At 67.4% G+C, this 14,253-nt stretch carries 10 protein-coding genes; 7 read left to right on the top strand and 3 right to left on the bottom strand.

The genetic code is table 11. From position 1 onward, the window contains the following. Nucleotides 1-1,185: mechanosensitive ion channel family protein (locus Q664_RS49330; protein ID WP_052519676.1), on the top strand; the 1,185-nt coding region annotated here is incomplete at its 5' end. A gap of 170 nt (nt 1,186-1,355) precedes the next feature. On the opposite strand, the gene Q664_RS49325 is transcribed toward Q664_RS49330, so the two are convergent. Both Q664_RS49325 and Q664_RS49320 read right to left on the bottom strand, forming a co-directional pair. After that, entirely contained in the window at nt 1,356-3,182 is a 1,827-nt protein-coding gene (locus Q664_RS49325; RefSeq protein ID WP_084610982.1) for a flavin monoamine oxidase family protein, read from the bottom strand. A gap of 27 nt (nt 3,183-3,209) precedes the next feature. Next, on the bottom strand, nt 3,210-4,436 hold the full coding sequence (locus Q664_RS49320) for an FAD-dependent oxidoreductase (protein WP_052519674.1): 1,227 nt from the start codon (nt 4,434-4,436) through the stop codon (nt 3,210-3,212). Nucleotides 4,437-4,976: 540 nt separating this feature from the next. Between Q664_RS49320 and Q664_RS49315 the strand changes: the two genes are divergently transcribed. Further along, on the top strand, nt 4,977-6,431 hold the full coding sequence (locus Q664_RS49315) for a MurL C-terminal domain-containing protein (RefSeq protein ID WP_052519673.1): 1,455 nt from the start codon (nt 4,977-4,979) through the stop codon (nt 6,429-6,431). 272 nt (nt 6,432-6,703) lie between these two features. Here Q664_RS49315 and Q664_RS49310 read toward each other — a convergent pair whose 3' ends face one another. Beyond that, nucleotides 6,704-7,084: a winged helix-turn-helix transcriptional regulator gene (locus tag Q664_RS49310; RefSeq protein ID WP_047859541.1), complete on the bottom strand. Its 381-nt coding sequence runs from the start codon at nt 7,082-7,084 to the stop codon at nt 6,704-6,706. 81 nt (nt 7,085-7,165) lie between these two features. Between Q664_RS49310 and Q664_RS49305 the strand changes: the two genes are divergently transcribed. The 5 genes from Q664_RS49305 to Q664_RS49285 all read left to right on the top strand — a co-directional run. Then, the gene (locus Q664_RS49305) at nt 7,166-8,014 is read left to right on the top strand and encodes an SDR family NAD(P)-dependent oxidoreductase (RefSeq protein WP_043413845.1); all 849 of its coding nucleotides are present in this window, start codon (nt 7,166-7,168) and stop codon (nt 8,012-8,014) included. A gap of 222 nt (nt 8,015-8,236) precedes the next feature. After that, nucleotides 8,237-11,272, top strand: a complete 3,036-nt coding sequence (locus Q664_RS49300) for a LodA/GoxA family CTQ-dependent oxidase (protein ID WP_200883885.1) — start codon at nt 8,237-8,239, stop codon at nt 11,270-11,272. A gap of 32 nt (nt 11,273-11,304) precedes the next feature. Next, a complete protein-coding gene (locus Q664_RS49295; protein WP_043413842.1) occupies nt 11,305-12,315 on the top strand; it encodes an NAD(P)/FAD-dependent oxidoreductase in 1,011 nt (336 codons plus the stop codon). 78 nt (nt 12,316-12,393) lie between these two features. Continuing rightward, nucleotides 12,394-13,641 (top strand): hypothetical protein, encoded by a 1,248-nt coding sequence (locus tag Q664_RS49290; RefSeq protein ID WP_052519672.1) that lies wholly within the window; start codon nt 12,394-12,396, stop codon nt 13,639-13,641. A 135-nt stretch (nt 13,642-13,776) separates the two neighbouring features. Beyond that, nucleotides 13,777-14,253 (top strand): SH3 domain-containing protein (locus Q664_RS49285; RefSeq protein ID WP_043413840.1); only part of this gene is annotated, 477 nt, incomplete at its 3' end.

Below are 14,253 nucleotides of genomic sequence, written 5' to 3'. Positions count from 1 at the left end.
AAGCTGCTGGAGAGCCTGCCCTCGGTCATCAACTTCGCGCTGGCCCACTCGGTGGTGCAGCTGGCGCTCCCGGCCCTGGGCCTCCCGGGCCCCCTCGAGTGGCTGCTCTCCACCCTCCTGTACATCCTGCTGCTCGTCACGGGCGGGCGGGCGCTCGTGTTCCTGCTCTACTTCATGTCCGAGCGGATGGTGTCCTCCTGGGAGGACAAGAGCAAGGGCACGCGGCTCGAGGAGTACTACGCCGCCCTGCGCAGGCTGCTGCCGGTGGGCCAGAAGAGCCTGGAGGCCATCACCTATATCTCGGTGGCGACGCTGATCGTCCGCAAGTTCCAGACGCTGGAGCCCGTGGCGCCCTACGGGCCCATCCTCATCCGCGTCGTGTCGATGTTCCTGGCCGCCAGCGTGCTGGTCGAGCTCAGCCGCGTCCTGCTCTTCCGGCTGCTGGGCTCCAGCACCACCGTCTCCATGTCCACCGCCGATGTGCTGCGCCGGCGCCAGACGTTCGTCAGCCTGCTGCAGAGCATCGTCAAGTACGTCATCTACTTCTGCGCCGGCATGATGGTCCTCAGCGACCTCGGCGTGGATCCCACCCCCATCCTGGCGGGCGCCGGCATCGTGGGCCTCACCGTGGGCCTGGGGGCCCAGACCATCGTGCAGGATCTCCTCAACGGCGTCTTCCTGCTCTTCGAGGATCAGATCCTCAATGGGGACTACATCCGCATCGGAGAGACCGAGGGCGTGGTGGAGGAGATCACCCCCCGGGTCACCCGCATCCGGGATCGCTTCGGGCGCCTGCACATCATGCGCAATGGGGAGATCAAGAACGTCATCAACTACAGCCGGGGCTGGACGCTGGCCGTGGTGGAGATGAGCGTGGCGTACGAGTCGAACCTCAAGCTGGCGCTCCAGGTCATCACCGAGGCCAGCAGCCGGGTGCCCGGGCTGCTGCCGGGCAAGGTCATCGAGGCGCCCATGGTCATGGGCATCGAGACCATCGACGAGAGCTGCCTGCGGATCCGCATCGAGACGAAGGTCTCCCCCGGGTGCCACTACGAGGTGAAGCGAGTGCTGCACATGCTCCTGGTGGAGAGCTTCAACGCCCACAACCTGGAGATTCCCTACCCCAAGTCCGTCGAGCTCTCGCCGCCGGAGCCTCTCGAGGCCGCGCAGAACAAGGCGGCATGAGCAGGGCCCGCCCGCGCGTCCCACGAGGGCGCGCGGGCGCCCGTTGAGCGACAGCAAGATTGACCCCCTGGCGACACCAAAACCGACCCCCTCCCGGAGCCCCATCGCGGCGGCCCGGAACCGGGCCGCCGCCGCACTGAAAAACAGCCAGGCGCGAGGCTGGATGCCGCTCAACGTCCGAGGTAGTAGTCACCCAGGAACGCGGGAGCGGCCACGCCGCAGTGCTCCTGCAGCATCAGCTCCGCCACGCAGAGCGCGCCCTCCACCCAGCCCTGCTGATCGCTGTAGGCCTCGCCGCACACGTGGATCTCCTCGTCGGGGAGCGGACGCCGCATGTACTTCATCACCGAGCCCACGTCGTACCAGGCCTTCCAGGCGTGATACCCGCCACCGAACGGATCATCGTTCCAGTTCTTGTAGATGGTGAAGACCGGCGTGGGGACCTGCAGGTCGTGCAGCTCCGAGAGCTGCTCGAGCGAATGATTCACCATGCGCTCTGGGCCCTGCTCGTACTCCGCGCGCGCCTTGTTGAAGGTGTCCTTGAAAGCCTGGGACACGAGCTTGGGCTCGAAGCGCTTGTGACCGTGGACGCGCCTGGCAACCCCCTCCAGATTGATCCGGCCCGCGTCCGGTTCCTCCAGCGTCTTCCAGTAGCCCACCGTGCTCATGTCGTTGTAGCTCGCCAACATCAGCGCGTGCTCGGTGTCCGGGTTGCTGGCGAAGTAGTAGCACTGGCGCATGGGCAGGTCGGTGATGGAGCGCCCCGACTCGAGGTTCCACTTGCTGCGCTCCCACCACGGCTTGGGGTAACCCGGCTCATGGAAGATCATCAGCAGCTTGAAGGAAGGCTCGCCGATGACGGAGCGGACATTGTGCAGCAGCAGCTCGCTGCCCTCGGAGGTGAACAAGAGATTGCTCTCGCTCAACAGCTCCAGCGACCGGCGCGGCATCGCCAGGATGATGCGATCCGCGTAGACATGGGAGTCTCTCTGGGTCTGGACATCCCGGAAGGTGAGCCGGTACTTGCGAGTGCCCTCCCCCGCCCCCGCGCGCTGGAAGGTGATGAGCCGGCTCTGGAGGTGGATGGAGCCTCCGCTCGACAGGTACTCCTCCGCCAGCTTCAGCGCGATCTGATCAAAGCCCCCCTTGATCGTCTTGTAGCTCACCTCGGCGCCGAAGTCGCCCGTCACATACGGGAGCGCCTCGGCGGCGTTCCAGTTGATGGTGTTGGAATAGTAGCCCCCTCCCTGGGACAGCATCTCGTACGCCTCTCCGCCCAGCTCCTCCTGGATGAGGTTCCAGAAACCCATCTCCTCCAGGCGCACACCCTTGTCTGGCCCCTGGTAATACTTGAGCTGGGGTTTGATGCCATCCCACTGCTCACGGGTGTTGGGCAGGGGGGTGTTGTTCTTCTCGAGGACGTTGGTGACAATCTTCGTGAAGAGCGCATCCGGGCTCTTGCCCAGATCCTCCGGGCGGAGGTTGTACGGGTTGATGAGCGCCTCCTTCGAGCCACGGCTCGAGCCGCCGCTCGAGCCACAGGGGCTCAACGTCATGTTCTGCCAGTCGCTCTCGACGAAGCGCCTGCCCCGCAGGTAGTTCAAGTTCTTGTCGGCGCTGCCCATGGGAAAGTCCACGGGCGTCATCCCCAGTTTCTCGATGAGCCTGGTGACGATCCCCTGGCCCGTCCGCTTATCGGGCTTGTACTCCATGTAGCGCATCCCCCCAATCTCTCCGACGACGCCGGGGAGTCCTGGCAGCTCCGTGGCGGACCACAGCCTTCCGCCGATGCGGTCGCCCATGTCGAAGATGGCCGTGGTTGGCTTGGGATTGGAGCCGCCGGTGAACTCGCTGGCGATGAGCCGCCACCCGGAGTAGAGGCCCGAGACGCCGGCCCCGACAATGGCGACGTCCAACTCCAGGGGCTCGGGGAGCTCACGGAGCCGGCGGGTACGCCCGAGGACTTCATCCTTGTTTGATTGCTTTTGAGTTGGCATCGAAATGACTCTCCAGGGGTGAAGGGGTTAGAAGGGGAGGCGGCGCCCGCGGCGCGCGGCGAGGCTGACCCGGGGCCCGGGGACCGCGGGAATCTTGAAGTGGGAGATGTCGAAGCGGGTGCTCCCTTTCAAGGCGAGATCCGCGCAGATCCGCCCCAGCAGCGGCACGAACTTGAACGCCCAGCCACCCGCGAAGACAACGATGTTGTCGTTGTTCGCAACCGACGCCGGCGCGAAGTCGAGGAACATCTTCTTCTCGTCATCCCCCGGGAGGGCGGCCATGCACCAACTGGTGAAACACGCCTGTGGCTCGAGCCCGGGCATATGATTCGTCACCCACTGCGACGTCAGCGCGATGTCACGCGCGTCCGGCAGGGGGGTGTGCTCGGAGGGATCTTCGATGACGTGGTTGGCGAAGGCCGGTGCCACGCGAATGTAACCGGGATGGGACCAGCTCACCTCCTCGAAGCCGTAGTAGACTCCGGGATCCTCCGGCCGCTCCGCTTCGAACACGTACCACGACGGGAAGTCGACGCTGGGCGCCCTCTTCTGGAAGTAGCAGGACACCATCTGCCAGATGATCAGGTCCAGGCGGGTTCCGAGGTGCGCCAGCACCTGGTTGGTATAGGGCCCCGCGGTCACCACCAGCTTCCCCGCGTGGTACGTGCCGGAGGCGGTGGTGACCGACACGCCCTCGGAGGATGACCGCACCTGCGTCACCTTCTGCCGAGGGAGAAGCGTCGCGCGGCCACTGGCCTCGAGCTGCTCGAGCATGACCCGGAGGGTGCCTGGCACATTGAGGGTGCCGCCGTCGGGCTGGAGAAAGCCGGTGTAGTTCCCGGGCAGATTCTTGAAATCGTAGCGCTCGTCGATCTGCTGCGCCGTCAGCGGCTCGAACGGGATGCGCAGGAGCTTCATCACCTCCATGGCTCCCTGTATCTGCCCCTCCGAGCTCTCCACGTCTGGGTCGCCGAACCAGACGCTGCCTGCCCGGGTCCTCAACGTCTCCTGGGTATGGGTCTGCAGCTCGTCCCAGAAGGGAATCGCCTGCTGGACCATCACCGCCATATAGGCCTCCGCGTACTGGAGGCGGAACTGGCGCGTCGCGCCATTGGAGCTGGAGAGCTGATTGATGAACTCATACTGCTCCAGGACCAGGACTCGCGCGTTGTCCTTGCAGGCATGGTAGGCGGCTGCCAGGCCAACGGCCCCACCGCCAACAACGATGACATCATAATTTTCGGAGCTGCTCATCTCTCGTCACTCCTCGTATGTGGTTCGCCCCAGGACAACGAAGGTTCGAGTCTCGAAAATCAATCACAGTGCGTCAACGCATTTCAAGACATCTCTCGGTTCGTGATCCGAGCTCGCGATAGCCAATGAAAGGTGCCCAAGGGCACGAGAGCCGCGTCGAGCGCGAGCACTGCTGCGACGACCTCGCCGTGGGCACGAGCGGCAACGCGGTCTCCTACGCCCGCGCCCTCACCGCGCTGAAGTCCCTGCGCGTGCCGCCGCTCGGGACGGAGAGCCCGGCCATGTCCGCCCTGGGCGGCGCGCTCACGGACTCCCCCAGACAGCAGGAGAGGAGGAGAGGTGTGCGACCGGCTCCAGCGCGAGGGCACGCGTGTGCCCCGAGGGGGCTCCACCCGGGGTGCACCGGCATGGCGCACTTCTCGTGGACGCCCGTCAGCGGCCTTCCTCTTCCTCTCCGCTCCCCCCCGCTGCCCTCGACCTTGTCCCCATTCCTCTCATGCGCGAGTCGTAGGAGTATACGGAGAGGCCAGGAGCCCGAGGATGACCCTTCCCGAGAGAACGTTGCGCCTGGAGTCCGTGGAGTGGAGCCGCCACCAGGTGGCGTTGAGGTACAGCCTGGATGGGCTGCGCTTCTCCACGGCGAACTGGTACCCGGACGTGGATCTGCTGGGGCTGGAGGAGCGCTACGGGCGGGACTTCATGGAGCGGCTCCACGTGCACGCGGCGCTCTTCGACATGAACAAGATCGCCAGCCTGCGTCCGCGCTGGTTGGACCTGGGTGCGTATGCGCACCACCACACGCGGACGTTGGAGCGGCTGTGGCGGCGCGTCTTCGAGAAGGTCTGGGCACAGTGGCGCTACGAGAACGGGCTGCCGCACGAGCCGGGCCCCGAGTGGGTGAGCCAGCCGGTGGGAGACGGCGTGGCGCCCCTCCCGAGGCAGGTGCGGGCCGAGGAGGTGCTGCTCTTCTGCGGGGGAGGCAAGGACAGCCTGGTGTCCATGCGGCTGCTGGAGCGGGCGGGCGTGCCGTTCGCGTCGTTCGCCTATGCCTCGAACATCTACGGGAGCGTGGGCCAGCAGTTCGAGTTGGTGAACCGGCTCCTGGAGAAGGGGGCGGCGAGGCGGGGGCACCGCATGGTGGTGCTGGAGGACTTCATGGAGTCCCCGGTGCTGGAGCTGTATGGCGAGCAGGCGGGCGTGCGGACGTTGACCGCGGCGGAGACCCCCTGCTCCATCTTCAGCGCGCTGCCGGTGCTGCTGGACAAGGGCTACCCGTGGGCGGTGCTGGGACACGAGGCGAGCGCCAACCGGGGCAATCTCGTGTGGGCTCGGACGGGCGAGGACGTGAACCACCAGTGGGGCAAGTCCCACGAGGCCGAGCGGCTGCTGAATGACTACGTGCGCGGCGAGTTGCTCTCGGAGGTGGGGGTGTTCAGCGTGCTGATGCCCATCCATGACGTGGTCATCTTCGAGCTGCTGCGGCAGGAAGCGGATGCCCTGGCGGCGACGCACTCGTGCAACGTCCGCAAGCCGTGGTGCCTCCGGTGTCCGAAGTGCGCCTATGTCTGGCTGAGCTGCCGGGCCCATCTGCCGCGCGAACCGGTGGAGGCCGTGTTCGGCGAGGATTTGTTGGAGGTGGAGGCGAACGCGGAGCACTTCCAGCGGATGGTGGGTCTGGGAGAGCACACCCCCTTCGAGTGCATCGGCCAGGTGGAGGAGAGCCGGCTGGCGCTGGCGCTGTGCGAGGCCCGCGGGCTGCTGGGGCCTCGCGGCCTGGCGCTGGCTCGGAGGCTGCCTCCGCTGGTGCTGGAGCCCATGCTGGAAGACTTCCTGAAGGTGGACCTGGTGCACTCCAACCTGCCGTCGGCGGTGGCGGCGGGAGTGGTGCCACGGATGAAGGCCGCGGCGGCGGCGGCGCGGGAGCGGTTCCTGGAGACGCTGGACGCGCCCCATGGCCTCGGAGGGACCCGGCGCGCCTCACCCACCTCCGCGTGAGAAGGCCCACCAGGCAGGGAATGGCGAGCCGAGCGGCAAGAGCCCACCTGGTGCTTCTGGGAAGCGAGCGGGAAGAAGACGGCCCGTGACGTGCTGCAACACGCCACGGGCCTGGGCTCCGCGACAGAGCCAGTGGAAGAGACGCGGAGTACCCGAGGAATCATCCGTTCCACCCGCATGGCGCTCTGCTCGGCCCCTGCGCTCCAACCCTCCCCCTCAACAGGGCTCCTCTCCGTCCGATGCGTCGACGCCCATGGACATGGCGTGGAGTCCTACTTTCCTCGGGCTGACTTCGCGTCGTAGGACCTGCGGGCCGCCGACACACGGTGCTGGTTGCGCAGGGCCCAGGTCGCCAGGGCGTTGAGCGGCACCATCACCTCCCGGCCCAGGTCGGTCATGGTGTAGTCGACGCGCGCGGGCACGGTGGGCGTCACCGTGCGGGTCACGAAGCCGTCCCGCTCCAGGGCCCGCAGCGTCGCCGTCAGCATCTTCTGGGACACGCCGCTGATGCTGCGGCGCAGCTCGCTGAAACGCAGGCTGCCGCCGTCCAGGGTGCGCATCACCAGGATGGTCCACTTGTCCCCGATGCACTCGAGCACGCTGCCCACCTCGCGGCAGACCTCGGGGGGCAGATAGCGATCTTGTGGTTTCAAAAAGGTGCCTCCTTGTGGGTGCCTTCTGGTCACCTTTAGGGTGTTGGTCTCCATTGGATACCAAGGACTGGGAGGCCCGCAATGCAAGGGATGAATGTCGTGGTAACGGGTGCCAACTCGGGTGTTGGGTTCGAGCTGACCCGGAAGCTGCTGGAGGGTGGCGCACGGGTGGTCGCGCTGGTGCGGTCCGGGTTCGCCCCGGGGAACGCGCTGATCGACGCGGCGCTCGGTGACGGACGGCTGCGCGTGTACCGCGCGGATTTCAGTGATGTCGCCAGCCTGTCCGCGGCGCTGGCGCTCCTCCTCCAGCAGGAGACGCGCGTCGAGGTCCTCTTCAACAACGCCGGGGTGTCGGTCGGTGGGGGCGCCCGCTCCAAGCAGGGCAGGGAGCTGCACTTCGAGGTCAACACCGTCGCGCCCTACCTGCTCACCCTGGCACTCAAGCCGCTGCTGCGGCTGGGAGCGGCGAAGACGGTGATCAACACGTCCTCGAACGCACTGCTGACGGTGAAGCGCTTCGACAGCAGGACGCTGGAGAACCCCACGGATCTCCGGAAGTTGTTCGGCCCCTATGCCACCTCGAAGCTCGCGCTGTCGCTGTGGACCCGGGAGCTCGCCCCCCGGTTGGCGGAGGAGGGCATCCAGATCCGCAGCGTCTGCCCTGGTCCCAACAAGACCCCGATGAGCGCGGGCGATGGCATGCCGGGCTGGCTGCGGCCCCTGACGCACCTGTTCTTCTCGCCCCCCACTCATGGCGCGGCGCGTCTTTACGATGCCGCCTTCGGCGCCTACCCGGGCACGCCGGGGGGGTTCATCAACAAGGGCAAGGACACCCCGTTGCGGTTCACCGACCAGGCCGGCGATGTGCTCGCCCAGGTCGATGCCATCTACCAGAGGGAACTGGCGGACGGCATCGCTGGTCCTCGTTGAAGGCCCCTGTTCCGCTGCCCTCCCAGTATCTCACCACTCCCTCGAGCTCCTATCCGTCCTATGCGTGGAGGGTCGATGTCCGGCGGATCGAGCGCGGGGAAGGAGAGGGGGATGTTCCAGCGCGCGTGGGCCATCCGGCCGATCTCCTGAGCCACCGCGAAATCGGGGCAGGCTCAGGTATCTTGGAGTCGCCGTCATGAACATGCGAGCAGGAGCGCAACCATGAAGCACTTTCAATCTTCATCCGCTACACCGCAGCGCAACGTCTCCCGGGCCGATTGTGCCGAGGACCCGATCGCCTCGCTCGAGCAGATGTTCGTCGATCAGGTCCAGGCCGGCCGCATCGAGGCGGGCCAGTGCCCGGCCATGCGTCCCGTGTTCCTCAAGCCGCACGGCGTCGCCAGGGGAGAATTCGTGATCCGTCCAGACCTTCCGGAGTCCCTGAGGGTCGGCCTGTTCGCCGGGACGGCCTACCCGGCCTGGGTGCGCTTCTCCTCCGACACGCTGCCCACGCGCAACGACTGGGAGACCACCTGCGGCGTCGGCATCAAACTCTTCGACACGCCGATCCCGAAGATCTTCGGCCAGCCGGACGAGACCACCTTCGATTTCATCCTGCAGAACATCGACGTCTTCTTCGTCGACACGGCTCGTGAGTTCTGCGAGTTCACGCAGGCGAGCCTGGACAGGTCGAACCCAAACGCCCTGGAGGAGTGGCTGAAGGCTCACCCGCGAACCCAGGAGATCCTCGACCAGATGCAGCGGCCCGTGGCCTCCTGCCTGGGGACCGCCTACTGGAGCTGCCTGCCCTTCGCCTTCGGCCCGGAGCGATACGTCAAGTACAAGCTCGAGCCTGCCCGAAAGCTGATTCCTCCGTCCGTGCAGCCGGCGGATCCAACCTACCTCGCTCGTGATCTCGAGCGTCAGCTCTCCGAGTCCGAGCAGCGCTTCACCTTCATGATCCAGTTGCGCACCCATCCGGAGACCATGCCCCTCGACGCCGCCACCGTGGCATGGCCGGAGAGCGAGAGCCCCTACGTGCCGGTCGCGGAGCTGATCTTGCCAAAGCAAGACATCACCCGCCGGGGCCAGCCCGAATACGGCGAGAACATGGCCTGGAACATCTGGCGGGTGACGCGGGAGCACGAGCCCCAGGGCTCCATCGCCGCCGCTCGCAAGGTGGTCTACGCCGCCTCCGCCGCGCTGCGCCGCAATACCAATGGCATCCCCGATGGCGAGCCGGCCAACCCCAAGCCACTCATGGACGCTCTCCCCTGCAAGGACACCCGGATCGCCTACGCCAAGGTCCACCCGGGGATCGGGGTATGCCGCGTCGGCGACGCCGAGACCGCCTTCTTCCTGTCGCCGGAGACCGACCAGATTCAGCGGCGATCCGGTGATTTCTACCGCGACGAGACCGGTGCGCTGAAGCGCGAGGCGCAACGCTTCAGGCTCTACGGCTACAACGCCGCGGGCGAGGTGGTCTCCGAGCTCAACAGCGACAACGCGGACATCACCTGGACCGTCCACCTCGTCAACCGCAAGGCGGATTGGTTTCAGTTCGTCACCGCCATGGACATTCCCGAGACCAAGGACCTGGTGCTCAGCCGTCGCAATCCGAAGGTCCAGGATCGGTCGATCCTCATCATCGATCCGGGACCGCGCTCGATCTCCGGCGCCAGCGTCTCAGGTGGGGCCGAGCACGCCTTCGACACCGGTGAATTCACCGGCGTGAAGGTTCCGCTCGGCTCGCTGCGGACCGACGAGAAGGGGCGGCTCATCGTTCTCGGGGGGCATGGCAGGTCGGCCTCGCCCACCGGCAAGAGTCTGGTCAACCCCGGGGATCCCAACTGGTTCAACAACTCCAACGACTGGTATGACGATACCAGCGACGGGCCGGTGACCGCGGAGGTCGAGATCAACGGCGAGCGGATCCCGGTGACCGGCGGCTGGTGCGTCGTGGCCCCGCCGAACTACTCCCCGGACACGGTCGGTTGGCGGACCATGTACGATCTGATGACCGACACGGCGATCCAGGCCGGGATGATGAAGGTCCCGCCGAGGACCAGCTTCCAGCGAGATGTCCTGCCGCAGCTCTCGCGCATGTCCAACCTGCAGTGGGTCAACAAGGGCTTCGCGGCCTTCTTCGGCGCGGGCGGCGCGATGGATTTCCAGACCGACACGGCACTGCTCGGCAAACTGGCCATGGCCCCGCGGCCGGATCCGGCCAATCCCTCCAAGCAGCTCGATCCCTATCGGGAGCTGCGCCAGAACCTCTACAACAGCTTCCGGCCCTACACGCTCACCGTCAATGATCCGCGCGTCTGGCCGTGGATCTACGGAGATGCCTTCGACGGTGAGCTCGAGACCGAGACTTCACCGCGGACCATGCTGGCGGTCCCACCGGTGCAGCTCCTCCACCTTCAGCGCTGGGTCGCGGGCAACTTCGAGGGGGGCTATGACCCCGGGGCGGCCCCCCCCGCCTCGCTCGACGACCTGCCGCTGGCGGAACAGCCGGCGATGTTGGACAAGGCCGCGCTCTTCTTTTGCCTCGCCGATGCCTTTCATCCGGGCTGCGAGCTGACGTGGCCGATGCGCCACGCGACCATGTACCGCGAGCCCTACCGTCTCCGCGCGGCGAGCCCCGAGGATCCGGCCCCCACGTTCGAGCCGACGCTGAGCCAGGCGCAGGCACTGGCTCCGAATGGACCGTTGACCCAGCAGTCGCCAGGAGACATCACCCGCTGGATGGGGCTGCCCTGGCAGGGCGACACGGCCTACTGCCGGGCGGGGTACTCCCCGAGCTACGACGAGTTTCTCCCCACCTTCTGGCCGGCACGGGTCCCGAACAATGTGCTCACCGAGGCGGACTACGAGATCGTCATGGACCAGAACAAGTCGCGAGAGGAGCGGCTCACCGCCTTCAACCGGCGAGTGAGCTGGAACCGCTTCATGGACGAGGCCCGCCGGCCCGGTGACGGCCCCGAGGTGGTCATGCAGGAGATGGTGAAGACCTTTGGCGCGCAGGGGCTGGTCGCCCGCGTGCCTGGGCCGAAGGACGATCCGGACTTCCCCGAGGTGATGTACGTCGAAACCCTGCCCCAGCAGCAGGTGAAGGTCGCGCGACTGATGATGGCGAAGGCGACGGCTCCAGGGGCGGCAGCGCAGCAGGAGGCCAACTTCCGCGCTGGCGACCACGCGTTCCGCCAGGCAGTGATCAACCTCCGCTCCCGAAGGGGAGACAAGAACCAGGAATAGCTCGGTGTTCCTCGCGCCATGAGCCCTCTGCGATGACGACACTCATCATGGGTGCGGGGACCGCTGGGGCGGCCCTGGCCGTCCTGCTCGCGCGGGACGGCCACGAGGTGGCGCTCATCGGGCCGCCTCCCGAGCGCGAAGCGCAGCGGATCGGCGAGAGCCTGCCTGGCTTCGCTGCCCACTGGCTGCGGCGCCATACGCTGCCCGGTCCGCTCGATCCAGACAGCCCCCATTGGACCATTCCCGGCAGCCTCACCGCCTGGAATGGGCCGCCGCTGGCGAAGTCCTACCTCGGCGATCCCTGGGGTGCGCACTTCCGCCTCGACCGCCAGGCATTCGATCAGCGGCTCTACGACGCGGCGCTCTCCGCCGGCGCACGGGCCCACCCCGGACTCGCGGTGGCACGGGAGAGGACCGCCCAGGGGTGGACGGTCACCCTGGCGAGCGGCGAGACCCTCGCGGGCGACCTGCTGGTGGATGCCACTGGCCGCCGCGCCTGGGCCACTCGCGAGTGGAGAGCCGGAGAAGAACAACAGCCCTCCCTCATCGGCGTCTGGGCGGTTGGACGCGAAACCCAGCTCAAGGACCGCCGCACGATGACGGAGACGGGCTCGGCGGGCTGGTGGTATGGCTGTCTCCTGCCGGCGGGGCGCGCCCTCGCCTGCCTCCACTGTGACAAGGAGACCGCCGCCACGCTGATACGCGAGCCGCGGCGGTGGTGGGCGCTCCTGGCGGAAACCAAGGTCCTGCCGAGGATCGCCGCGCCCGATGACTTCGTGGACGCCAGGCCCAGGGGTACCGACGCCCGCGGAGTGATGCGGCGTCCGTTCGTTGGCGAGCGGTGGATCGCCATCGGCGACGCGGCCCTCGCCTTCGATCCCATTGCATCCCACGGCATCAGCTTCGCCCTGTTCAGCGCACAGGCGGCGCACCGCTGGCTCGCGAGCCAAGACGCCGAGGCCTATGCGGCGTTTTGCGAGGAGCAGTGGCGCGCCTACAGCGCTCGCCGGGCCGAATTCTACGCCGAGTCCTCGTCGCCTTGAGCGCGCCATCCCGAGGAGTCGGAGGAGGGGATGAAGGGGGCGCGGCCGCCCGTCCCGGAACCGGCTATGCTTGGACACATGACACGAGTCCTCTCGCTCCACGGCCGCGCCTGGCACCTGACGCGAAGCCTGCGCCGCGCCCTGTTCATCCTCGCACTCGGCCCCCTGTGTCTCGAAGCGCGGGCAGCCCCCACTCCGTCCGAAGCCTCCGCGCGGGCTCCCGCGTCCTCCGTCCTTTTCACCCGCGCCTGCGATGCTCTCGAGGCCGGAGACCTGGACGGCGCGGCGAGCCACATCCTCACGCTGCGCCAGACCCTTCCCGAGCGCCCCGAGCCACGCCTGCTGGAATCACTCCTCGCGCTCAGGCGCACCCGGCCTTCGCTGGGCTGGCATGACGCCTTCATCCAGGCCTGGAACAGCATCGGCCGGCCCGACTTCAGGGAGTCGCCCTGGCTGCCGGAGGAGGAGGAGCCGCTCGCCACGGGCCCCGGCCCCGAGGACGTCTGGAAACAGGAGCTCTCGGCCGAGCAGCGCTTCGTGGTCGCGCTCTCGATGCCCCTGGATGCCGAGCGAGCCCGCGCGCTCATCCAACACCTGCCCGTGGTCATGCCCCCCGAGCTGCTCGTCCCCATCGCCGAGTACATCGAGCGCGACAAGCTGCCCGCCCCGGTGCGCGCCCAGCTCCGAGCCTCCCTGCGCGCCCGCCTCGCCGCGCTCTCCGCCGACTACCCGGAGTCCATGCAGCTTCGCGCCCTGCTCCTGCTGGAAGGAACGAGCGACAAGGCCCCCTTCACGGCTCGGGAGCTTCAGGAGCTCGAGGCGCTGTCCAAGCTGAGCGACTGGCGCCAGAACGATTTCATCTCGCTCAACGGGTACGCGCTGCGCCACTTCGAGGCCACGGGGATTTCCCGCCCGGAGAACCATGCGTACACGGTCGCCGTGATGGCGCTGGTCAGCCCCGTGCCCTGGCTGCTCCAGAAGCGCACCGAGGCCTCGCGAGACACGCTCACGCCCATCGAGCGCCAGCACCTGGGCGAGGCACTGTGGCGCATCGGCTCGCGACTCGCCGAGGAGTCCTCCATCGTCGAGCGGCTCGTGGGGCTCAACCTCATGAAGAAGGCCGCCACGGAGCTGGGGGACGAGGAGCGCCTGCGGCAGGCCACGGAGCGGCTCACCGACTCACGGGCCAGCTACGCGGCCTGGCAGAGCGCGGTGCCTCACCACTGGCCCCTGCCCTCCCTGCGCACGGCGATGATCGAGTCCTCCATGACCGACGAGGTGGCGCATATGCACGCCTTCCGGTCCCCCAAGAGCAGCGCACGGTGATTCCGAAGCGGGGTTCGGACCGAGATGAGTTCCAACAGAATCCTGGCGGTATGCGCGGCAGTCTCCGCTCTCATCGGAGGAGCGTCGAGAGCGTCGCCAGAGCAGACACCGGGTGCCACTTCCGTCAGTCAGCCAGTGCCCCGCGCCGACGCCATGTCCCGCGAGCGGGTGTTCATCTCCGGGTCGATGGTCAACCTGCGTGAGACGGCTTCCCCGAAAGCCACGGTGGTCAAGCAGGTACCCATCGGGACAGCGTGCGTCATCGAGGAGAAAGCCGGCTCCGGCTGGTGGCGCCTCGGCTGCGGTGACAGCCAGGGCTGGGCGAAGGCCGAGCTGCTTTCGGCCGAGCGGCCCACGCTCGAGCCCTTCCTGGCTCTGGCCGGGGACTCGAAGCAGCCCCTGAAGGCTCGCTTCGACGCGGCGCTGCGAGCCTCGGCCCTCGAGCCCGGGCACGCCGATGCCAGGCTCCTGCTCTGGAGTCTGTTCCTGGAGCAGGAGCGGGTCCAGCTCGAGCGCCTCCTCACGGAAGAGACCCGCCGTCCCCCGCTGCTCCACGTCTCCGTGGCTTGCAAAGGAGAAGGCGAGACGAGGACCTGCCTCGAGAGCGCGCTC

It is taken from the genome of Archangium violaceum Cb vi76 (assembly GCF_000733295.1).
GTDB classification, from domain to species: Bacteria; Myxococcota; Myxococcia; order Myxococcales; family Myxococcaceae; genus Archangium; species Archangium violaceum.
Note: the sequence above shows the minus strand (reverse complement) of the source record. Positions and strands in the feature narration are given on the sequence as shown.